Below are 22,763 nucleotides of genomic sequence, written 5' to 3'. Positions count from 1 at the left end.
CTTATTATCAGTTCCCAATCTTATTGATTATTTTCACCAAATCACTTGGGGAAACGTTAAAAAGAGCATCTTCTACTTTTAATTGCTCTTCTCGCAATTGGTATGTGGGAGAAGTTGACAAGCTTTGCTTGTTCGGATTACTGATACCATTCAAAATTCCATCCCGAATGGTGATAAATCCCAGTTCATTAAATACCTGCAACATGAAAACCAGAATATTGGTTGGAACCTGCAAATGGTTTGCAACCTCACCAACATTCTTTGAAATTTGCACATTTTTATTAGTTTCAACGAACTTAAATAGTTTAGCATACTGTGAACGTTCTGGCATCCCTAAATTTAAAATATGATTCTTTTTATATAAATACAATATAATTTCAGGATTTTGGAAATGATTAACAACGCCTTTTAATTCACCAAGTGTTTCAGGACAATCAACAAGATAAACTACCCCATTCGTAATATCTTTTTTAACATCCGAAGCAAGCATAGCTTTAGACTTCTTACCAACATATGATTTTAATTGTTGATACAAGTTACGATGAAAGAAAATATACGTTCCCGCATTTACAAACATTGACTTAGTTAAGGTAGTGGTCCGTTTGTCAATAACAACGGTTCCGTCAACTTTAAGATCATCAACCATCAACTGAAGATTAGTACGACCCTTCCACTCATTTTCATTCAAGGTCGCTGCTACGTTAATATTAGCTGACAATTTAGAAACTTCAGTAGCAACATCACCCATCCCAAAGTCAATTGCAGAAATCCGTGAATGATTGCCAACAGCTTGAAATTTAAGGTGATCATGGGCTTTCCCAATTGCCTGAATATTAGTTAAAGCAATCGGATCAACGTCAAATCGGGGGCATTCATTATCAGTCCCAAATGGACTCAAAGTTTGAATTTGTTGAAATAACTTTTGATCAATTTCATCTGGAGTAACTTTAAAATCAATTTTTAAAGTTGGCTTTTGTGATAAATCAACCTGCTGTTTTGCTGCTGACCGTTCAAACCGCTCAGCTAGTGTTTTTAAATTATCAGCTGGAACCGTTAATCCAACTGCCATCGCATGTCCACCAAATGCATCCATCAGATCACGTTCACTATCTAAGGCTTTAAAAAGATCAAATCCTTTGACACTTCTTCCGGATCCCTTGGCGATCTTATTTTGGTCATCAACACTGACAACAACCGTCGGCTTATGAAATTTATCTTTAACTCGACTAGCTGCAATACCTAAAACTCCAGTATGCCAATCCTTTCCCACAATTAAAAGGGTTTCTCTCTTCTTATTCTCAGGTGAATCAGCTTGAGCGATTGCCTCGTCCGTAATTGAACTAACCAGTAACTTCCTCTGATCATTTTTTTGCTCAGTCTTCTTAGCTAGTTCATTAGCTTGCTCGTCGTCAACCGTAGTAAGCAGATCAACGCCCATATTGGCGTCACCCATCCGTCCAAGTGCATTTAATCTAGGAGCAATGTTAAACCCAATGTCTTGTTCATCAACTTTTTCCAAATCAATTCCAGATCGTTTAATAAGGGCTTTTAATCCAGGTCGCACCGTCAAGTGAATGACATTTAATCCAAACTGAACGAGTGCCCGATTCTCTCCAGTTAATGATACTAAGTCAGCAACCGTCCCGATTGCGGCTAAATCTAGTTTATCTTGAGGAATTTCATCCATTAATGCCGTCGCCAACTTAAAAGCTACTCCAGCTCCAGAAAGATACTGAAACGGATATTTAGGATCGCCCAACTGAGCGTGAACGATTGCATAGGCGTTTGGCAACTTTTCTGGTAATTCGTGATGATCGGTAATAATCACATCACAACTCAATTTATTAGCTTCCTCAATTGCATCAAAGCCAGCAACTCCATTATCAACAGTAACAATTAACGAAGTTCCACTATCAATAATTTTTTGAAAGGCCTTCACATTTGGACCGTATCCATCTTTAAACCGATTAGGAATATAATAACGAACTTCCGCTCCCATCTCAACTAACGTTTCATATAAAATGGCGGTACTAGTAAGCCCGTCAGCATCATAATCCCCATAAACAGTAATTTGTTCACCGTTTTCAACTGCCAACTCAATCCGATCAACCGCTTTTTGCATATCATGCATTAAAAAGGGATCGTTTAAGTCACTAGTATCCGGGTTTAAGTAATGTTGAATCTTATCGACATTATCATAACCACGTTCAAACAGTAAGCTAACAACTAACGGTTCAAGTCCCAAATCATTAGCTAGTTGATTAACAGCATCTTGGTTAAGATTATTTTGTTTTAGTTCCCAATTATACTTTGAAGAAAGCAAATATGGATCCTCTTTTCACTATTTTTCGTTGTCCTTTTGCTGTTTATTAATTACATCTTCAACGTTTCGATTATCTTGATTAACCTTTTGTTTACTAATTGAATTCTTTAACTGCATCTTTAGAGAATCAATTTGTTTATTTAAATCATTAATTTGTCCCTTTAATCCATCAATGGTTTTCTGTGAATCACGATTTTCTTTTTTCCGTTTGGAACCATTTTTAAATGAACTGATCATTGACAATAAGAACATGATTAAAGCCCCAATTAGTAATGTCAATAATAAGACTAAGATTAACGGCATTTTAACCGTCGTAAAACCAAAATTAATCTCCGCACTTCCCATATTTAACAAAACAAAAATAGCGACAATCACAATCAAGACCATGCTTAAAATCATTGAAACTTGCTTTTTCATTGGGCATTCTCCTCTCCCTTATTAAAGGGAATATCAATAAAATCAAAATCTTTAACTACCTTGGTATTTGGAAAAACTTGTTGAGCCTGCCTCTGTAACTCATGAGCCATTTTAGCAGTATACCTTGCAGAAATGTGCGTTAATAGCAATCGTTTTACGTTGGCATCCCTGGCGGTATTAGCAGCCTGAATGTTCGTAGAATGATAGTAATTGTGAGCTAATTTTGCTTCGCCCTTTCCAAACGTACTTTCATGAACTAAAATGTCAGCATTTTGCGCTAAATTATTGATGGTATCAACTTTTCTCGTATCCCCTAAAATGGTAACAATTCTCCCCTTTTGGGAATTACCAATGTAGTCCTTGCCATTAATGACTCTCCCGTCACTAAGTTTAACCGTCTTACCTTCCTTAAGCTTTCCGTACAGCGGACCAGACGGAATATTATCCTCCTGCAATTTATCAACAAGCAGTTCACCCGGATGATCATGTTCAACAATTCGAAAACCCCAACTTTGAACTTGATGATCAAGCTTTTCCGCATAAACTGTAAACTTTTTACCGTCAAAAATCTTACCAGGCTGGTCCAGCTCTACGTATTTTATTTTATACCCTAACTTAGTCTGCGTCACTTGCAAACTAGTCTGAACGTAATTTTTGATTCCAAAGGGGCCATAAATGGTAACCGGATCATCTCCGCCTTGAAACGAACGACTTGATAATAATCCCGGAAGACCATAGATATGATCACCATGAAGGTGGGTAATAAAAATCTTATTAATTTTTCGCGGTTTTAACGTTGATCGCAAGATTTGTTGTTGAGTACCTTCCCCCGCATCAAACAACCACACGGAATTAATCTCATCCAACAATCTTAAAGCGACACTAGAAACGTTTCGAAACTTACCAGGAACTCCCGCACCAGTTCCAAAAAACTCTAATTGCATATCCTATCGTTCCTTTTTGACACTCAAATTTTTACACTCGTGAAGAATTACTATACAATTGTAGCATACCACATTAGCAATAATAAGCTGAATCTAGGTGATAACTTTGAGATTAAACGAATTTTACGTCTCATCTGAAGATTTAAATAATTCATATAAAATATACGTTGAAATTAATAAGGTTATTTTACCAGTTTTTGACATTGAATTTTCGCAAAATAAAATTTTATTAGTACCAAGCAAAAACAAACGGTCACTAACCTTGAATCAATTTAATACCCGGACAAGAGAACTTGATGATCATCTATCACTTTTTTGTAAAACAATTGAAACTCCAAAACTATTCGGTTATCGTTTAAAAAATGATGAGCTTATTTTTGGATAATAAAAGACGATACCACAAGTACCGTCTTTTATATTATTCAACATATGAAAAGGTAAAGTCCGAAATTGATACCAGATCGCCATTCTTAGCGCCGGCATCCCGTAGTGCTTGATCAACACCCATTCCACGTAATTTTCGAGCTAATCTTAACACACCTTGTTCATGTTCAGTATTGGCCATTTGAATTACTCGTTCAATCTGATGTCCAGACAGAACCCAAGTTCCATCTTCATCTTTTGTCAAAGTAAACGGCTTTTCATCCTCATCGGGACGGTAAATGACTTCCTTAGAATCATTAAGCTCGTTAGCACCCACAATTGGAAACTTTGGTGCCTTATCAAGTTCACTACTCGTTTCTCGAATGAGATCATTAAGCCCTGAATGAGTAATGGAAGAAATGGGAATAATTTTGCCATTAACGTGGTCATTATGTTCAGCTAATTCACGTTTAAACAACTTAAGATTTTCAGCCGAATCCGGCATATCCATTTTAGAAGCAATGATGATTTGGGGACGTTTCAAAAGACTTTTATCAAAATTAGCCAGTTCATGATTGATTTTTTCATAGTCATCATACGGATCACGTCCCTCAACTCCACTCATATCAACAACATGAAGGATAACTCGAGTTCTTTGAATGTGTCTTAAAAATTCAAAACCTAATCCCACACCCTTGGAAGCTCCCTCAATCAGTCCAGGCAAATCAGCAATCACAAAGTCACTTCCATCATGATTTCGTACAATCCCCAGATTAGGAACAATGGTCGTAAAGTGGTATTGAGCTACTTTTGGTTTTGATGAAGTAATTGCACTTAATAACGTGGATTTACCAGCCGATGGAAAACCGACTAAACCAACATCAGCTAATAACCTTAACTGAAGTTCGATCTCCATTTCTTGACCTGGTTCCCCATTTTCAGCAATTTCTGGCGCAGAATTTTTAGGGGTGGCAAAATGAACGTTTCCTCTTCCTCCACGACCACCCTTTACAACTACAACTTCATCGTTTGCTTTAGTCAAATCCGCAATTGGCTTGCCGGTCTCTGAGTTATAAATCGTGGTGCCATCGGGGACATGTACTACCAAATCCGGTGCACTTGCACCCGTCATCTTTTTGTTAGCACCATTCCCACCATTTTTGGCTTTAAATTGTTTTTTATACTTAAAATCCATTAAAGTTGACATTCCAGTATCAACTTTGAAAACAACGTTACCACCATGGCCACCATCACCACCAGAAGGTCCACCATTTGGTACATATTTTTCCCGACGAAATCCGACCATTCCGTCTCCACCTTTACCAGCCTTAACTTTAAATTTTACTTGATCTACAAACATAATTTCTCCATTTTCATATTAGTTTTTCATCATCTTGGCCACTGGTGCAACGTTCTCAAAGGTCAATTTTACCGTCTGAGCAACTTTCTTTGAAATACCGACTGCTTGAATGTCTTCGACACTAGCATCTGCAATGTTTTTGGTGGAACCGAATTTTCGCAAAAGTTTATTTCTAGTTTTGGGTCCCACTCCTCTAATACTATCTAATCTAGAAGTCATCGAATTCTTATTATGGAGTTGATGATGATAGTTAATTGCAAAGCGATGCACTTCGTCTTGAACCCTTTGAACTAGATAAAAGGCCTGGCTTTTCGGATTTAAATTAACGTGATGATCATTACTTCCGTAAAGCAAATCAGCCGTCTTATGTTTCTCATTTTTCACCATTCCAGCTACTGGAATGTGCAGATTAAGTTCATTTTCCAAAACATCAGTAACGGCATTCATCTGAATCTCGCCTCCGTCCATTAGGATTAAATCTGGCATTTCAGCGTGCTCCTTTAATAAACGTGTGTAGCGCCTTCTAATCACTTCGCGCGTGCTGGCTGCTTCATCGGCATGATCAACGGTTCTTAACTTATATTTTCGGTACTTCTTTTTATTCGGTTTCCCATCTTCAAATACTACCATAGCAGAAACCAAATCAGCACCTGAAATATGAGAATGATCAAAAGCTTCGATTCGTCCGAGATGACCAATTCCTAAAGCATCACCCAACTCATCCATTGCTCCGGTAGTCTTTTTGCGATCCATTTCCATTAACTTAAACTGTTCGTTTAAAACCAATCGCGCATTATGCTCTGCCATGTCCAAAAGGGCTTTCTTTTGGCCACGTTGAGGGGTTCTAACTGGCACTCCGATCATCTTCGAAAGAACATCATGGTCGATTGAGTTAGGTACCAAAATTTCTTTGGGTGGAATCCGATCAGAATCGTTATAAAATTGAACGATATAGCTAGTCATCTCTTCATTGGCGGTACTGATAATCGGAAACAATTTTTTCTCACGTTTCATTAAACGTGCCTGCCGAATAAAGAAAACTTGTACAGAAAGCCATCCCTTATCAGCATAAAAATTAAACACATCTCGTGGGGTATTATCATGTGAAATGATTTTTTGTTTCTCAACGGTCGCATCAATGTAATGCAGTTGATCGCGCAATTCAGCTGCCCGCTCATACTCCATGTTATTTGATGCCGTATTCATTCGTTTAGTCAGTAGTTGTCTAGCAGGTCCCACACTACCGTTTAAAAATGACTTGATTTTCTTGATTTGAGCATCGTACTCTGACTTAGGTACTTTCTTAAAGCAAGCCCCCAAGCACTGTCCCATGTGGTAGTACAAACAAGCTCGTTTTTGATACCCATTACAACGTCTGAGTGGATACATCTTTTGTAAGAAATTCAAGGTTTCATCTGCAGCATAGACGTTTGGATATGGTCCAAAATAATATCCACCATCATTTTTAACGGTATTAGTAATCAACATTCGGGGATCACGTTCATTAGTAATTTTAATGTAAGGATACCCACTGTGTCCTTGCTTTAAACGAACGTTATAATAAGGCCGATGCTTCTGAATCAAAGTGATTTCAAGTAAAAATGCTTCTTTGTCATTTGAAGTAATGATTGTCTCAAAATCAGCAATGTTTCGCACTAATTTGGCTCGTCTCCCATACTGAGTACTCTTGAAATAAGAGCGAACTCGATTCTTTAGGTTTTTTGCCTTACCAATATAAATAATTTTGCCATCTTTATCTTTCATAATGTAACAACCGGGTTGATCCGGAAGTAACGTTAACTTTCGTTCAATTAAATCAGATGCCATAAACTCCCTCCTTTCCGATAAATACTACTGTTACAATTATAATGAATTAGTTACAGTTTGTATAACAAACTGACATGAAATGATTTTTTTGCTATGATGAGTTTAAAGGAGCGATCGATATGGGACTAAAAATTAGAAGAAATGAAGATCTTGATGCCATGTTCAGTAAATTCGCTAAAGAGAATCCGAAAGATCCTAACCGTACCAAGTTTTTGAATCATAAAAACAAAGAAGACCAGCGCGAATCAAAAAAGAATAAAATATTAGATCAAGACAAAACCAAATAAACACAAAATCAGCTGTTCTCACAGCTGATTTTTTATTACTTAATTTGTTGCTCAATCCAGTTCCAAATTTGATCTGCTCCGACCTTGGTTTTAGCAGAGAACATTATCAGCGGTTCATCTGCTTCAAGCTCCAGCCCTTTTCGCAACGTCTGTTCTTGTTTCTTGATCTTACTTTTAGGAATTTTATCAACCTTAGTCGCTACATAAAGCACGGGAATTCCATAATACTCTAACCAATCACGCATCTGAATATCGTACTCACTCGGGGCGTGTCTACCATCAATTAAATTGATCACTCCCCGGAGCTGTTCACGTTGCGTTAGATAAGTCTCAATCATTTGAGCCCATTTTTCCCGTTCTGTTTTAGAAACCTTCGCATAGCCATATCCTGGAACGTCAACAAAATAGAGTTCATCGTTAACGCGATAAAAATTCAAAGTTTGAGTTTTTCCCGGTTGGCCAGACGTATGAGCGTAATCCTTCCGGTTAATCAACACATTCGTTAGTGAAGACTTGCCAACGTTAGATCGACCCAAAAAGCCAATTTCTGGATATCCAGTAGTGGGATACTGTTTGGGATCAACTGCACTCATTACAAGTTCAACATCATTTACGTCCATTATTATCTCCGTTTAATTACTTTGTTTCGCTTTTTAAGACCATCTTTGGTTCTTTACCACTATTTACTGAATCTGGGGTAACAATCACTTCTTTAACGTCATCACGACTTGGAAGTGAATACATAATATCTCTCATCACACTTTCAATCATAGAACGAAGACCACGAGCACCCGTATTTCTAGCAATGGCTTTTTTTGCCATGGCCTTAAGTGCAGCGTCTTCAAATTTAAGTTGGACACCCTCGAGTGATAAAAGCTTTTGGTATTGTTTTACTAACGCATTTTTAGGTTGAGTCAGAATTTTGACCAGATCATTTTCACTTAACTTATTCAAAGCGGTCAAAATTGGAAGACGACCGATAAACTCTGGAATTAATCCAAAATTCATCAGGTCTTCAGGAATTACTTTTTGCATAATATCTTCATCAGCAACGTCTTGGGTCTCATGATTATCAACCCCAAAACCAATTGTCTTATCACCTAAGCGTCGTCTAACAATATCTTGAATTCCATCAAAAGCCCCACCAACAATAAACAGAATATTCTTCGTATTAATCTTAATAAACTCTTGGCTCGGGTTCTTTCTACCACCCTTTGGTGGAACATTAGCGGTAGTTCCCTCTAAAATCTTTAACAGAGCTTGTTGGACACCTTCACCAGATACATCTCTTGTGATTGAAACATTTTCGGCTTTTTTAGCAATTTTATCAATCTCGTCAATATAAATGATTCCCTTTTCAGCCCGATCAACGTCATAGTCAGCGTTCTGTAAGAGTTTCAAAAGAATATTTTCAACATCTTCTCCAACATATCCAGCTTCAGTCAACGTCGTAGCGTCAGCAATTGCAAAGGGAACGTTTAAAATTTTAGCAAGTGTTTGGGCCAGATAAGTCTTCCCCGATCCAGTTGGTCCAATCATCGCAATATTACTTTTCTGAATCTGAGCATCATCATAAGCATGTCGTTCTTGGTTACCATCTTCACTTTCATCATTATCTTCAGAATCATTCAAAGCCTTAATTCTCATATAATGATTAAAGACAGCCACCGCTAGCGTTTTTTTGGCTTCATCTTGACCAATCACATACTCATCAAGTTTTTTAACAATTTCACTTGGGGTAAGCACATTGATGTCTTCAGCATTGGTCTTGTTTAATTCATCACTCATGATCTGTTCACACAAATCGATACATTCATTACAAATATATACACCGGGTCCAGCAACAATTTTTTTTACTTGGTCCTGTGACTTTCCACAAAAGGAGCAAGTAATGGTCTCATTTTGATTTGAATCATCATACATGGTATCTCTCCTTTTTGTTAATTCGTTGTTAATTCGTCTCGTTGCCTGCAATTTGAAACTATACCATACTAATAGAACCTTTTAAAATAATTTGCTCTACAAAAAAAGACCCGCTCTAACAAGCGGATCCCATCTTGTATAAATTATTTCTTATTTTCTTTACTGGAATCCTTCTTTTCAGAAGCCTTCTTGGTAGTTGATTTTGGTTCTTCTTTAGCACTGTCAACCACAATGTCAACGGCTTTTTGAATACCAATATCATGTTTTAACATGTCATCAGATAATGCATTACGAACGGCTGTTTCTTCCATTCCGTATTGTTTAGCGAGGTTGCTAACTTCTTTTTGAATGTCTTCTTCACTAGGATCAATCTTTTCAGCTTTAACAATTGCTTCTAAGACCAAATTAGTTTTAACTCGACGATCTGCACCATCAGCAAATTGCTTCTTTAAGTCCTCTGGCTTAGTACCAGTGAGTTTGTAGTACATTTCAGCGTTAATACCCTGCTGCTGCATTCCAGCTAAGTACTGATCCATCTGACGTTGAACGTCATCATTAATCATAACTTCTGGAATATCTTTAACAGTAGCATTATCTACTGCTTCACTAATAGCCGTATTTTCCTTGGCATCATGAGCGGCTGATTCTTTTTGTTCCTTAAGTTCTTTTTTAACTTTGTCTTCCAATTCAGAAAGAGTATCAACATCTTCATCAACATCTTTAGCAAAGTCATCATCAAGCTTAGGAAGTTGTTTCTCTTTAACTTCATGGAGTTTAACCTTAAAGGTAGCTTCTTTGCCAGCTAGTGACTTTTCTTGATAATCCTTAGGGAAGGTAACTTTTACTTCGACATCATCGCCAGCCTTTTTTCCAATCAATTGATCTTCAAATCCTGGAATGAATGATCCTGAACCAAGTTCAAGAGAATAGTTATTTGCTTTTCCACCTTCAAAAGGCTTGCCATCAACAAATCCCTCAAAATCAATGGTAACAGTGTCACCTTTTTTGGCAGGACGATCAACTAGAACAAGTTCAGCTTGAGATTGACGCATTTTATCAATCTTAGCATCAACGTCTTTCTTGTAAACTCGAGTGCTTTCCTTTGGAACGCTTAGTCCTTTGTATTGACCAAGTTTAACGTCAGGTTTAACGCTAACAGTAGCCTTTAAGACCCAAGGCTTCCCTTTTTCAATTGAATCAACACTAACGTCCGGTTGACCAACGGGTTCAATGCCAGCGTCTTTAATTGCTTCACTGTAAGCATCTGGTAATAACAAATTCAAAGCATCTTGGTATAAAGCTTCTTCACCATACATTTGGTTAAATACTTGTCTTGAAACTTTGCCCTTACGGAATCCAGGAACTTTAATATTTTTCTTATTCTTTTTGAAAGCTCGATCTAATCCTTCTTTAATCTTATCAAGACCAATTTCAAAGGTTAATTCCCCATCATTGGTACCTTTTTTCTTCCAATCTGCCATAACATTTCCTCCAACATGAAAAATATTTACACATTTTTCCAAGTAATAGTATTCAAATAATATTCTAACTTAAGCGTCCTCAAAAGTAAACAGCGACGCTAAAACGGCCATAGCAATAAAAAAAGAGATTGAAGACAATGTCTTCAATCTCTAAATAAAAATACTAATTAATCATCGATTTCGGTAACAACACCGGCACCAACGGTATGTCCACCTTCACGAATAGTGAACTTAGTACCCTTTTCAATGGCAACTGGCTTAGTTAAGTCAACGTGGAAAGTAACGTTGTCTCCAGGCATTACCATTTCAGTTCCCTTGTCTAATTCGATAACACCAGTAACATCAGTGGTGTGGAAGTAGAATTGAGGACGATAGTTTGAGAAGAATGGAGTATGACGTCCACCTTCTTCTTTGGTTAAGATATAAACTTGACCAGTGAACTTCTTGTGGGTTTGAATTGAACCAGGTGCTGCAAGAACTTGTCCACGAACAACTTGGTCACGATCAATACCACGAAGTAATGCACCGATGTTGTCACCGGCTTCACCCTTGTCAAGAGTCTTTCTGAACATTTCAAGACCAGTAACAGTAGTCTTCAATGTGTCAGGAACTAAACCAACAATTTCAACTTCGTCGCCGACTTTGATGCTACCACGGTCAATACGACCAGAAGCAACAGTTCCACGACCAGTGATGGTAAATACATCTTCAACAGGCATTAAGAATGGCTTGTCGTCATCACGTTCTGGAGTTGGGATGTATTCATCAACAACATCCATTAATTTCATGATGTTTTCTTCTTGTTCTTTGTCACCTTGAAGTGCTTTCAAAGCTGAACCACGAACAACCGGAACATCGTCACCATTGTAACCATATTCTGAAAGCAACTCACGAATTTCCATTTCAACTAAGTCGATCAACTCGTCGTCATCAACCATGTCAGTCTTGTTCAAGAAGACAACAATGTGGTCAACACCAACTTGTCTAGCAAGCAAAATGTGTTCACGAGTTTGTGGCATAGGACCATCAGTTGCGGCAACAACAAGAATGGCACCATCCATTTGGGCAGCACCAGTGATCATGTTCTTAACGTAGTCAGCATGTCCTGGGGCGTCAATATGTGCATAATGACGCTTTTCAGTTTCGTATTCAACGTGGGCAGTATTAATAGTAATACCACGTTCCTTTTCTTCTGGTGCAGCATCGATATCAGCAAAGTCTTCAGCCTTAGCCAAGCCTTTTTCTGATAATACTTTAGTGATTGCTGCAGTTAAAGTAGTCTTCCCGTGGTCAATATGGCCGATAGTACCAATATTAACGTGGGGCTTTGTTCTTTCATAATGTTCTTTTGCCATTTATGAAACCCTCCTGTCATTTTCGTAAGATAAACATCAGCAAAACGCCAACGTCTCTTTATTATTAATTATACTACATTTCCCCTAAAAGGCAAAATTGTCACCTTTTTGGGAATTCACTTTCATATTATATCCACTGACAAATTATTTGTAAACCAGATATAGACAATTTCTTAAATTACTTTAGTAATAAATTCATGATTTTATCAATTTTCACTAACCAATGATCAATTGATTTCATTTTTTCATCATCCACTACCATATTCGGATTAATGATATGCCGATGAATAGCGGTTACCCATTCATCAGGTTCCTTAATCACATCATCAATAAACGGATACAAAATCTGAGCATCATATTCGGCCGCGTTAGAAATTTGCTGATAACGAATTGGATCATTTTGTCCATAGCGTTCCCTAATTTCCTTTTGCATTGCTTGATACGCACTAGAATCCAATTCATCAACAAGCTGTGATGGTGTTAAAGTATACGTTTTTCCATCCATCCAAATATATTTAACTGGTTTATCATACTTTAACTTAGCTAAATTATTAAGTAACTGATTTCTCCATACTGGATTGACGTCTGGATCTACTAGGTTAAACTGTGCACCCTTCAAATATTGCTTATACGGGAGTTCTTCAGCCTTTTCCATTATGTCGCGCTGCTTGATTCCCGTTTGTCCACCCATGTGCATAAAATGCTTCAAGTTAGCCCGGTTAGATTCAGCTTGCTCAGAGTCATTGATTCTCTCTAAAGATTCGATTTTGCTTTTGACATCATCCTTATCTAATACATCAATTGAATCAACAATTATTCGTAATGGGATAAACTTCCGGTTTTTTAAGTAAATATTTATTAATAATTTAACGTCATTTTCAACAAAATAATTAAAGTTATCTTCTAATAATCGATATGATTCAACGTACTTTTTTTCATTAAAGAGCGAGTGTCCCAACAAATCAATCACATTGTAATCGTCAACTTCATCATACAAAGCCAACAATTCCTGTGAACTTTTCTGATAATGTTTTTGCCTAAAGTCTGTTTGTGCTTTTTTTAATCTTGCCTTTTGATGATCATTCAATCTATTATCCTCACATAAGAAAACAAAAAAATTGAGCCGGGGCTCAACTTCTTTAGTCTTCTTGATCGTTTTTATTGTTAGCTTTTTTTCTTCTATGGTGTTGATTGACTTCCATAATAACTGGAAGAATCACTGGTCTTCTCCCAGTCTTTTTGTATAGAAATTGTCCAAGGTCTTCTCTAACATCCTGTTTTAAATGACCCCAGTCAAACTCCTTGTTATTAAGGTTATTCTGGACTGCTTCAGATACAATATCAGCTGCTTCTTTAAGCAAGGATTTATCAGAATTAACGTAAACAAATCCCCGAGCCATGATTTTGGGCTCTGAAATAATTTTTTTCTTCTTACGGTCGATAGTAACAACTGCCACGAAGACACCATCTTCCGATAACACTTTTCGATCTCGTAATACAATGTTTCCAATGTCTCCGACACCAATCCCATCAATCATGGTGTCAGAAGCTGGGACAGCTTCTGACAAAAACATGTTTTCACCATCAAACTCAATTACATCACCTTTAGCGGGTAAAATAACGTGTGATGGTTTCATCCCAACTTCCTCAGCTAGCTCTTTTTGTGCTTCCATTAATCGATACTCACCTTGGATTGGAATTAAGTAATCAGGATGAATTAAATTAAGGAGCAGTTGAAGATCATGCTTGCTGGCATCCCCTGAAATATTCTTTTCATCAGCAATGCTCATGACCTCTCCACCAGCTTTATAGATCATATCGCGAGTCTTAGCCCATGGAGTGTCCATTGCACGGGATGGACTGGTAGCAATCAAGACCAGGTCACCTGGCTGAATATCAACGTCTCTGTCTCGGTTATCGGCCATTCTTTGAAGTGATTCCATTGGTTCACCGTTCTTACCGGTTTGTAGAATCAAAACTTCATGCGGATTCATTTGCTCTAACTCTTTTGCAGATTCAATAAACAAATCGTCAGAAGGTAACGTTAACTTGCCAAGTTTCAACGCAGTATCAATAACCTCTTCTAGACCCTTGCTGGTTAGATAAACTCTCCTACCTGACTTAGACGCAGCATTTAATACTTCTTGAATTCTTAAAATATTATTAGCAAGACAGGCAACGATCACACGACCTTTCTGATAGTGAAAGGTTTCATAGAGATAGTCTCTGATCTCTTTCTCGTCAGTACTCTCTTCCGGATTGTCAGCATTTCTTGAGTCACTTAAAAGTGCCAACACGTGTTCTTTACCAATATCAGTAAGAGCTGAATAATCCGTTTTGTACCCGTCAGCAGCAGTCTGATCAAATTTAAAATCACCAGTATAAACAATGTTTCCGAGTTCAGTACTAATCACGATCCCAACTGAGTCAGGAATTGAATGAGTGGTATCAAAGAAACTAACCGTGCCATCCTCAAATACAATTTCGCTTTTACTATTAATGACGTGAAAATCATTAAATTTCTTAGTCTTCTTATTATCGGCAACCGCCAACTTTGCCAAACCAATCGTTAACTCCGTTCCAAACACGGGAACGTTAAATTCACTTAAAAAATATGGAAGTGCACCAATTGCATCTGCGTGACCGTGGGTAAGAAAGACCCCGACAATTTTATCGGCGTTATCCCTTAAATACGAAAAATCTGGGATTACAAAATCAATTCCTAACATTTCGTTTTGAGGGTATTTTAGTCCACAATCCAAAATAAAAATACTATTATCATTAATTTCAATAGCATAAAGATCCTTGCCATTTTCTCTCACTCCACCCAGTGGAATGATTTTGATGTTCTTTTTCATAATTACTTGTTCCTCTCAAAAAATTACTTACGATTAAAATTAACTATTTTATGCGAAGCTTGGCCTCTAAGCGCTCATGATATCTGTTAACAGTGTAACATATTTATATTAAGCACTAAATTATTTATGTATAAAAAAAGAGCGGAAAAAATCCGCCCTATTAAAATCAAGATTAACGACGTAATCCTAATTCCTTGATTAATTTACGATAACTTTGTACATCATTGTTACGTAAGTAAGCAAGAAGATTTCTTCTGTGACCGATCTTCTTCATAAGTCCACGTTGTGAATGAAAATCCTTTTTGTGGGTCTTCATGTGTCCATTAATTTCATTAATATCAGCAGTCAGTACAGCAATTTGTACTTCTGTCGAGCCCGTGTCACCATCGTGTTGAGCAAACTTTTTAATAATATCGTTCTTTTGTTCTTTAGTTAAAGCCATTATTACATTCCACCTTTCTAATCTAATCCCTCAATCTGAGTAATACGTCAGTGACTCGCAAAACTAAGATTAAGTTACTTATTTAATATAACCTAAAAGAAAGCGTTATTCAAGTTATCATTAAAAAATTAGTCTTGTTTTTAGTGCTATTGCAATTAATCAATGGATTTTGTATAATTAGGAACGTCAAAAGATGTGAATAATTGAATTTATTTCACAAGGTGGAGGTGAACTTAATGCCAGTAATTAAATCTGCTATCGAACGTATGCGAACTAACGAAGAAGCTAGAAAGAAAAACGCATCTCAAAAGAACGAAATGAGAAGTGCAATCAAAAAATTCGAAAAAGCTGAAGCTTCTGGTGCCGATGATTTAGATAGTGTATACCGCAGTGCTGTTGCAGCAATTGACCATGCAAAATCTAAGGGTCTTATCAAAGCTAATAACGCTAATCGTAAGAAGTCTCATTTAGCAAATAAACTTGCTAAAAACGACAACTAAAAAAGAATCCGATTAATCGGATTCTTTTTTTATACTCTGATTTAGTTTAACGGCAAACATTTCAAACAACAATTCTGGATCAATACTCGTACTTTTCAGTTGCTCTTCAATTTCTACCAAACTAATATATGCATCTCGTAGATATTCTCTAGGATACTTGCGATTGTTCCTGATTGCTAATTTTACTCGATACGGATGGACCCGTAAAGAACTTGCTAAATTCCCCTGACTATAGCCAAAATAATCTAAAATTTTAACTTGCAGTAATAATCTGAACTGACTAACTAAAATTGCATTGATTTGAATTGGCTCATGCTTCTGAGAAATTAAATCATGATAAAACTCGATTGCTTGCGTTGTTTTACCACTCATTAAATAATTAATTAAATCAAAAACGTTTTGATCCATCGATTTTGATACTAACGAATCGACCGCATCAAGCGTTATTTTTTTATCATTGATTTTGTATAAAAAGAGTTTATCTAATTCATTCATAACACTAGCCAAATTACCCGAAGTTCGAGAAAGAAGTTCTTCAAGTGCATTTCGATCGATCGAATATCCACTGTTCTTAATCTTACTTTGCACTAAGTGCTTAATTTCCCTTTCAGAAAACCGATTTAAGTCGATTACTTCCGCACGTTTTAAAAGCTCCTTACTAACCTTTTTTCTAGCATCTAACTTTTGGTATGGAGCAAAAAAAGCTAAAGTTGTTTCATCAGGAGCATTCTTCAAATAATTTATGAGTTCTTCTGAATGATGAACGGTTTTGCTTTTATTTTTTTCACCGGTTAAAAAATACGGATTCTTAATGAAGACTAGTCGTTTTTTCCCAAAAAAAGGAATTGACATCGCATCATTTAGTGCAACGGAAAGCGATGTTTCTTCCATATCGTAAGTAGCAAAATTCATTGTCCGTTCATCATTTGGGATCAGAGACTTTAGTTTCTTTTGAATTATATCGATCCAATAATCATCATTTCCAAGGATTAAATAAATTGATTTAGGATCACTATCAATCTGATTAACTTGTTCTACGACACTCAACGACGTGCCACCTTCCACTTTGTTTCAAATTTTCCAACTTTGTTATTATTTTTGAATTTATATCTAATCATACCATTCTTTTTGGTACTGATAATTGCAACATGTTGTTGGTTCATTGTATCAATAGTCTCCTGATTTGGATGATTATAACGATTATGACGACCCGCAGATATCAGAGCAACTTTAGGATTAATTGCCCTGATAAATCTAGGATCGGATGAAGTCCTACTTCCGTGATGACCTAGCTTGATCACATCAACTCGCAAATCAGGATATTTTTGGATAATCTTAAGTTCTTCCTCTCGGTTCAAATCACCCATAAAAATCCACTTCAAACCGCCAATTTTACCAAAAAGTACCATGGAATCTTGATTTTCACCAGACCCACTTTTCATCGGATGAACAACTTGAAATGGGGAATTTTTAATTCGATTTCCATCCTTGGCATCAAGCAACTGAAACTGTCCTTGATACGGTCTAATTCGCCTTAAAAAGCTTTGATTATTAGTCATCCCCCACGGAACATAAACCCGATCAACCTTCATTTTACTTAAGAAGGCCGGCAAATCACCAACATGATCAGCATCTTGATGACTTAAACAAACATTATCAAGTTTTGAAATCCCAATGCTTTTTAAATATTGGATTGAAGTATCATTGGCTTGATAAATTTTGGCCCGCTTCTGTTTGCCAAAGAAATTAGGCTTTCCGCCAGTGTCAATCAACGTAATCGAACGATTAAATGGCTCTCTAACAAGAAAACTATCCCCTTGACCAACATCAAATGCATCAACTTCTCCATTCATTGGAAAATGAATCATCACAAAACCAATGCTAAAAAATAACACTAAAAGAATCATTCGCTTCATAGTTACTTTTTCAATGAGTAGTAAAGAAATTATTACCATTAATAAAACGATCCATACGTTTAGTTTTCCGATCACCAAATTTCCTGGAAGCCTTGAAAGAAAATTTAAAAGCTGGTCAAATGTCTTTAAGGTTGTATCAATTAATGAAACAATCAAATCAAATTTTAAAAATGACAGCAAATATCCAATTAACACAATCGGAAATATAAAGGTTGAAAAGAAAGGGACAAATAACAGATTGGCAAACAAAGATAATGCATGCCATTCATACATATGATACAAAATAATCGGTAAACTAATTAAGTTAAGTAGGATAGTTTGTTTTAAAAACCCACAGTTTTTCGTCAGGATTAACCCAAGTGATAATAAATATGAAAGCTGACACCCAAACTGAAAAATAAACAATGGATTAATCAGCAAGTTGATCATCACCGCACTGGACCAGATATCTAAGGGAGATATGTCAAGATACACTTTATCTAGACCCAAGCGTTCTTCGGCCATTATAATTGCCCGAAGTAAACTAGCTCCTGCACCAGCAATTACAAAGTAAAATGGAAGAAAAATGATTAAGAATGAATTAACCTGCTCCCTTCTCAATCGCAAAGTCGTCATAATCCACGTAATCAAACCAATTAAATAATAAACGTGCATCCCCGAAATTGTGAATAAGTGGATGAGGCCCAAGCGTTGGACCCCGGTCAGTTCTTCTCTAAAATCACTACTCCGACTTCCATAAATGATACCCAAAACGTACATCCGTAGATGTTTAGGTAATTGATCACACGTTTTAATCATTTGAAACCTTAAGTCGTGAACCCGATCACCTAAACCTTGATTGCTACAAATCTGACGGTATTTAATTTGATCACATTTAATTTCACTCACAATTCCCTTAGCGCGATTAAAACTCTTGGAGTCAAATTGAGCAAAATTGGGTGGTGAATCAATCAAACTAAGTTGGCCATCAATAATAAATTCGCTCGTGTGATTAAGATGAAGCAAAGCATCTTTTTCACTCTTATTTTTTACAAACCCATAAATTAATACCCGCTGTTTTAGCCGGGGAATTTCTACAACTCCACTATACGTATCTCCATGAAGCTGTAATTCATCTGGATGGACCTTAGCTATCCAAGTCGAAGTCGTTTCTGTCTTAGGTATCACCCTAACTTGTCGGTTAATGTGATTTTGCCAAATTCCAAAAAATATCAGTGGAATTAGCAGTGAGATGACACTTTTTGAAAAGAAACGGGGAATTCTTAAAAGAAAGATACGAATCAACCATAAAATTAATAAAACAATTCCAATTACGTGATTTCCAAAAAATGCGAATGCACCAAGCACCCACAAAATGGATGTAAAAACCAAAAAATTCTTTTTAATTATTTATCGACGGATAAGAATGATTCAAACGGTAGATTATTAACATCATTTTGATTAACATCAACTTTTTCTAAAGAGACATGTTTCATGTCCAATAACTTTTTAGCATACTCACTGTTATGATAATTTCTTAAATACTTGATTTTAATGATCCCGGCCTGAAGTAACATCTTTGTACACTGCAAACAAGGCACATCAGTGACGTATAACTCAGCATTATCAGTTGACTCACCAAACTTAGCACATTGTAGAATGGCATTCATCTCGGCGTGGATTGTTCTTTGACAATGACCATCTACTAAATAACACCCTTCGTCAATACAATGGACATCTCCTGATACTGAACCGTTATATCCACAAGCAATTACTCGCTTATTTCGCACCAATACCGCACCGACAGATCGTCGATTGCATGTACTTCTGGACGCAACTAACATCGCTTGCAACATGAAATATTGGTCCCACGGAATCCTTTTCTTTTTCATAACTGTCATCACCTTCACTAGAATAGTTAAATCTAGTATACCAATATTTATCTATCACAGTTGCTTCAAACAGTAATCGAACTTTTCAAATTTGCAACGGTCTTATCACCAAATCCAGGAACGTTTTTCAAGTCCTCAGGCTTTTTAAATGGGCCACTTTGTTTCCGATAAGCAATTATTTTATCAGCCTTCTTATCACCAATCCCATTTAGCTGTTGAAGTTTAGCTTTATCTGCTTCATTAATATTAACCTTTCCGCTATCAGAACCTTTATCACTTCCAGCCGAATTGCCTGATGAATCACTAGCAACTTGATTGGTCTTTGGTAATCCATTAATTTCTCCACGAATTGGGACATAAACAACCTGTTGATCAGACAATTTTTGCGCCAAATTAATGTGTTTAGCATCCGCTGAACGATTAAAACCACCTGCTAATTCAACTGCATCAGAAACACGCATGTTTTTACCAACCTGATAAACTCCTGGTTTATTAACTGCTCCCTTTACATCAACATACACTTGTTGGTGATCATCATTCCCATTGCCTGCCGAATTCTCTGCGGTTGATTTAGTAACGTTTTTTCTGCGATTTGCTTTGGCTGTTGTTTGCAAATTAGTACGTGGTGCTTGCCCGCTACTATTTTGAGATGCAAAAACACAATATCCCAGCAGTCCTACCACAATAATTATCAATCCTCCAATAATTCTGTACTTGTATTCCTCAATAAATTCATATAACTTATCCATCTTTCTCTCCTTTCACATTTAAATACGAAAAAAACACAGCTTTTAGCTGTGTTTTTGATTTAAATAATTCAAAGCGTCATCAAAAGATGTGACCGGAACAATTTTCATTTTAGGGGCATACCTTTTGGCAGTTGCTTTAGCCACTTGGTAATTAGTCTTATGACCTTGCTCCATTCTCAAAATTGGCTCAGTCGGTTTAACGTATGGACAAAAGAAAACCTGTGCGCCACTCTTATTAGCAGCAATTATTTTCTTATCCACTCCACCAATTTCGCCCACTTGACCATTGGCGGCAATCGTCCCAGTTCCTGCAATTCGTTTGTAATCGTAATTCGTATGTTTTAATTCACTATATACTTGCAGGGCAAACATCAGACCACCAGAGGGTCCACCAATTTTTCCTGGGTTAATATTGGCCTTAGGATCAGTTTTAACACTCATATCATCAATCATTCCGATTCCAATCCCATAAAACCCCTTGACCAGTTGTTTCTTTGTGCCGATCGCCTGTTTATCTTTTCCATTCCGTTTAAAAGTAATTTTAAGTTGCGCATGCTTGGGTAAACTTTGAATGTACTTTACATATTCGGGACCCTTATATAATTTTTTTCCATTTATTGATTCAACCAAATCACCAGGCTTCAATTTATTGGCGAAATTGGATTGCGGATAAACGTTTAATACATACACACCATGATAACTTTGCTTAATTTTACCATGAGCTTTGTGGTAGCCAACATAAATTGCATTATTGATAGCCGTCTTCATATAAATATCTTGTACGTTATCATACTCTTGATTACTTTGATTTCCCATCACATCTGACGTTTTCTCAATTGAAACATGGGGATTCACTTTTGAATACAAGTAAGTGATTGGTCTAGCCTGCGACATTGAAACTGCAGTGATCATAAACTTATTCTTCTTATTTGGTTTAATTCCTTGAATTTTAACCATTGGTTGAATGTTAACGGCTTCACCAGGCGCTTCAATCAAAGCATTAAGCGGCCAAAAAAGGAACCACAATATAAAAATAATGATCCCTAGGAAAATCAAAAAATATCGGTTATGTTTAATCCATTTCCAGATTGTCTTCACTGATTTCTCTTCTCCTTTAATGCCTCACACACAACGTTAGGAACAAATTTTGATACATCTCCACCAAAATGATTAATCTCTTTAACCATTGAAGACGAAATCAATTCATAATCATGGTTGGCAAACAACAACACGGTCTCAATTTGCGAATCCAACATTTGGTTTAAACTAGCAATTTCCTGTTCGTTTTCAAAGTCTTTAGTATCCCGAATCCCTCGGATCAGGATATTGGCATGTTCTGCTTTTAAAAAATCAACCGTCAAATTAGAATAGACCTTAACAGTAACGTTTGAATAGTCAGCCACACACGTTTCAACCATTTCTTTCCGTTCTTTAGGGGTAAACAACCCCACTTTACTCGAATTGTCGCCAATGGCAACGACAACTTCGTCAAATAGTTGCGTTGCTCGCTTAATAATATTCAAATGTCCATTGGTAATGGGGTCAAAGCTACCCGGATAAATGGCTTTTTTCATAATTTTTCCCTTTATATTAAAATTTGATAGATTGATATCACCGTTAAACCATAATCTTTTTGTTTAATGAGGCGATAGTTTTTAACATCATCAGACATATCAGTTTGATTGTCAGTCTCACAGATTACCATCCCATTATGACTTAACAAACCACTATTGCTAATTTCTTCTAGTTGTTTAACCATCTGTTGCTTTTTATATGGGGGATCCAAGAAAATATAGTCAAAGAAATGACCTTCTTCTTTCAATTTAACCAGTGCTGATTCGGCATTCATCTTCCACACAGAAAAATCAGCAGCATTCGGATCAATCGCAACGTTCTGTTTAATAGTTTTATACGCAGCATACTGTTTATCAACTAAAACGGCATGATCCATTCCCCTAGAAATGGCCTCAAGGGAGACGGCTCCTGATCCGGCATATAAATCCAGAAAACTACCGCCATCAAAGTATGGTCCGATCATGTTAAATAACGCTTCTCGCACTTTGTCGGTTGTTGGGCGCGTCCGATTCCCAGGGACTGGTTTAATTTTACGTCCTCCAAATTTTCCTGAAATTATTCTCATTTTTGTT

The 22,763-nt window shown here is 36.7% G+C and carries 22 protein-coding genes; 3 read left to right on the top strand and 19 right to left on the bottom strand.

Annotation, left to right across the window (positions count from 1 at the left end):
• Positions 1-7: 7 nt before the first annotated feature.
• The 3 genes from recJ to rnz are packed head-to-tail and all read right to left on the bottom strand — an operon-like array spanning position 8 to position 3,684.
• Complete coding sequence (gene recJ, locus AC6UDB_RS02430; RefSeq protein ID WP_500709068.1) at positions 8-2,323, bottom strand: single-stranded-DNA-specific exonuclease RecJ; 2,316 nt, start codon at positions 2,321-2,323, stop codon at positions 8-10.
• Between the two features lie 18 nt (positions 2,324-2,341).
• Complete coding sequence (locus AC6UDB_RS02425; RefSeq protein WP_500693882.1) at positions 2,342-2,740, bottom strand: LapA family protein; 399 nt, start codon at positions 2,738-2,740, stop codon at positions 2,342-2,344.
• Positions 2,737-3,684, bottom strand: coding sequence for a ribonuclease Z (rnz, locus tag AC6UDB_RS02420; RefSeq protein ID WP_500709067.1), 948 nt, complete (start codon positions 3,682-3,684; stop codon positions 2,737-2,739). Before rnz ends, AC6UDB_RS02425 begins: the two co-directional genes overlap by 4 nt.
• A gap of 106 nt (positions 3,685-3,790) precedes the next feature.
• Between rnz and AC6UDB_RS02415 the strand changes: the two genes are divergently transcribed.
• Complete coding sequence (locus AC6UDB_RS02415; protein WP_500693884.1) at positions 3,791-4,069, top strand: hypothetical protein; 279 nt, start codon at positions 3,791-3,793, stop codon at positions 4,067-4,069.
• A 33-nt stretch (positions 4,070-4,102) separates the two neighbouring features.
• Here the strand turns inward: AC6UDB_RS02415 and obgE are convergent, their stop codons facing one another.
• Together obgE and uvrC are read right to left on the bottom strand one after the other, a co-directional pair.
• Positions 4,103-5,407: a GTPase ObgE gene (gene obgE / locus AC6UDB_RS02410; protein WP_500709066.1), complete on the bottom strand. Its 1,305-nt coding sequence runs from the start codon at positions 5,405-5,407 to the stop codon at positions 4,103-4,105.
• A gap of 18 nt (positions 5,408-5,425) precedes the next feature.
• Positions 5,426-7,234 carry an excinuclease ABC subunit UvrC gene (gene uvrC, locus AC6UDB_RS02405; protein WP_500699418.1) on the bottom strand — a complete coding sequence of 603 codons (1,809 nt, stop codon included), beginning with the start codon at positions 7,232-7,234 and terminating at the stop codon, positions 5,426-5,428.
• A gap of 119 nt (positions 7,235-7,353) precedes the next feature.
• Between uvrC and AC6UDB_RS02400 the strand changes: the two genes are divergently transcribed.
• On the top strand, positions 7,354-7,521 hold the full coding sequence (locus tag AC6UDB_RS02400; RefSeq protein ID WP_500695557.1) for an SPJ_0845 family protein: 168 nt from the start codon (positions 7,354-7,356) through the stop codon (positions 7,519-7,521).
• Between the two features lie 35 nt (positions 7,522-7,556).
• Here the strand turns inward: AC6UDB_RS02400 and yihA are convergent, their stop codons facing one another.
• The 7 genes from yihA to rpsO form a co-directional block, all read right to left on the bottom strand.
• The gene (yihA, locus tag AC6UDB_RS02395; RefSeq protein ID WP_500693888.1) at positions 7,557-8,141 is read right to left on the bottom strand and encodes a ribosome biogenesis GTP-binding protein YihA/YsxC; all 585 of its coding nucleotides are present in this window, start codon (positions 8,139-8,141) and stop codon (positions 7,557-7,559) included.
• Positions 8,142-8,157: 16 nt separating this feature from the next.
• Positions 8,158-9,444, bottom strand: a complete 1,287-nt coding sequence (gene clpX, locus AC6UDB_RS02390; protein WP_500695556.1) for an ATP-dependent Clp protease ATP-binding subunit ClpX — start codon at positions 9,442-9,444, stop codon at positions 8,158-8,160.
• Between the two features lie 143 nt (positions 9,445-9,587).
• Positions 9,588-10,925 (bottom strand): trigger factor, encoded by a 1,338-nt coding sequence (gene tig, locus AC6UDB_RS02385; protein WP_500706390.1) that lies wholly within the window; start codon positions 10,923-10,925, stop codon positions 9,588-9,590.
• A 167-nt stretch (positions 10,926-11,092) separates the two neighbouring features.
• Positions 11,093-12,280: an elongation factor Tu gene (gene tuf / locus AC6UDB_RS02380; RefSeq protein WP_500693891.1), complete on the bottom strand. Its 1,188-nt coding sequence runs from the start codon at positions 12,278-12,280 to the stop codon at positions 11,093-11,095.
• Between the two features lie 178 nt (positions 12,281-12,458).
• Entirely contained in the window at positions 12,459-13,367 is a 909-nt protein-coding gene (locus tag AC6UDB_RS02375; RefSeq protein WP_500706389.1) for a hypothetical protein, read from the bottom strand.
• Between the two features lie 52 nt (positions 13,368-13,419).
• Positions 13,420-15,138 carry a ribonuclease J gene (locus AC6UDB_RS02370; RefSeq protein ID WP_500693893.1) on the bottom strand — a complete coding sequence of 573 codons (1,719 nt, stop codon included), beginning with the start codon at positions 15,136-15,138 and terminating at the stop codon, positions 13,420-13,422.
• Positions 15,139-15,310: 172 nt separating this feature from the next.
• The gene (gene rpsO, locus AC6UDB_RS02365) at positions 15,311-15,580 is read right to left on the bottom strand and encodes a 30S ribosomal protein S15 (protein WP_500693894.1); all 270 of its coding nucleotides are present in this window, start codon (positions 15,578-15,580) and stop codon (positions 15,311-15,313) included.
• A 236-nt stretch (positions 15,581-15,816) separates the two neighbouring features.
• On the opposite strand from rpsO, the gene rpsT reads away from it, so the two are divergent.
• Positions 15,817-16,080: a 30S ribosomal protein S20 gene (gene rpsT / locus AC6UDB_RS02360; RefSeq protein WP_500695552.1), complete on the top strand. Its 264-nt coding sequence runs from the start codon at positions 15,817-15,819 to the stop codon at positions 16,078-16,080.
• A gap of 12 nt (positions 16,081-16,092) precedes the next feature.
• Here rpsT and holA read toward each other — a convergent pair whose 3' ends face one another.
• The 7 genes from holA to rsmD all read right to left on the bottom strand — a co-directional run bounded on the left by holA (position 16,093) and on the right by rsmD (position 22,756).
• Entirely contained in the window at positions 16,093-17,127 is a 1,035-nt protein-coding gene (holA, locus tag AC6UDB_RS02355) for a DNA polymerase III subunit delta (protein ID WP_500709065.1), read from the bottom strand.
• The gene (locus tag AC6UDB_RS02350; protein ID WP_500709064.1) at positions 17,124-19,163 is read right to left on the bottom strand and encodes a DNA internalization-related competence protein ComEC/Rec2; all 2,040 of its coding nucleotides are present in this window, start codon (positions 19,161-19,163) and stop codon (positions 17,124-17,126) included. The genes holA and AC6UDB_RS02350 overlap by 4 nt, the downstream gene beginning before the upstream one ends.
• 218 nt (positions 19,164-19,381) lie before the next feature.
• Positions 19,382-19,867, bottom strand: coding sequence for a ComE operon protein 2 (locus AC6UDB_RS02345; RefSeq protein ID WP_500695550.1), 486 nt, complete (start codon positions 19,865-19,867; stop codon positions 19,382-19,384).
• A gap of 65 nt (positions 19,868-19,932) precedes the next feature.
• A complete protein-coding gene (locus tag AC6UDB_RS02340) occupies positions 19,933-20,616 on the bottom strand; it encodes a helix-hairpin-helix domain-containing protein (RefSeq protein ID WP_500693899.1) in 684 nt (227 codons plus the stop codon).
• 42 nt (positions 20,617-20,658) lie between these two features.
• Positions 20,659-21,714, bottom strand: coding sequence for a SepM family pheromone-processing serine protease (locus AC6UDB_RS02335; RefSeq protein WP_500709063.1), 1,056 nt, complete (start codon positions 21,712-21,714; stop codon positions 20,659-20,661).
• Entirely contained in the window at positions 21,711-22,190 is a 480-nt protein-coding gene (coaD, locus tag AC6UDB_RS02330; RefSeq protein WP_500709062.1) for a pantetheine-phosphate adenylyltransferase, read from the bottom strand. The genes AC6UDB_RS02335 and coaD overlap by 4 nt, the downstream gene beginning before the upstream one ends.
• 11 nt (positions 22,191-22,201) lie before the next feature.
• Entirely contained in the window at positions 22,202-22,756 is a 555-nt protein-coding gene (gene rsmD, locus AC6UDB_RS02325) for a 16S rRNA (guanine(966)-N(2))-methyltransferase RsmD (protein ID WP_500693902.1), read from the bottom strand.
• Positions 22,757-22,763: the final 7 nt, after the last annotated feature.

It is taken from the genome of Fructilactobacillus sp. X3R2C1 (assembly GCF_059901235.1).
This window is presented reverse-complemented; position numbering and strand designations above follow the sequence as displayed.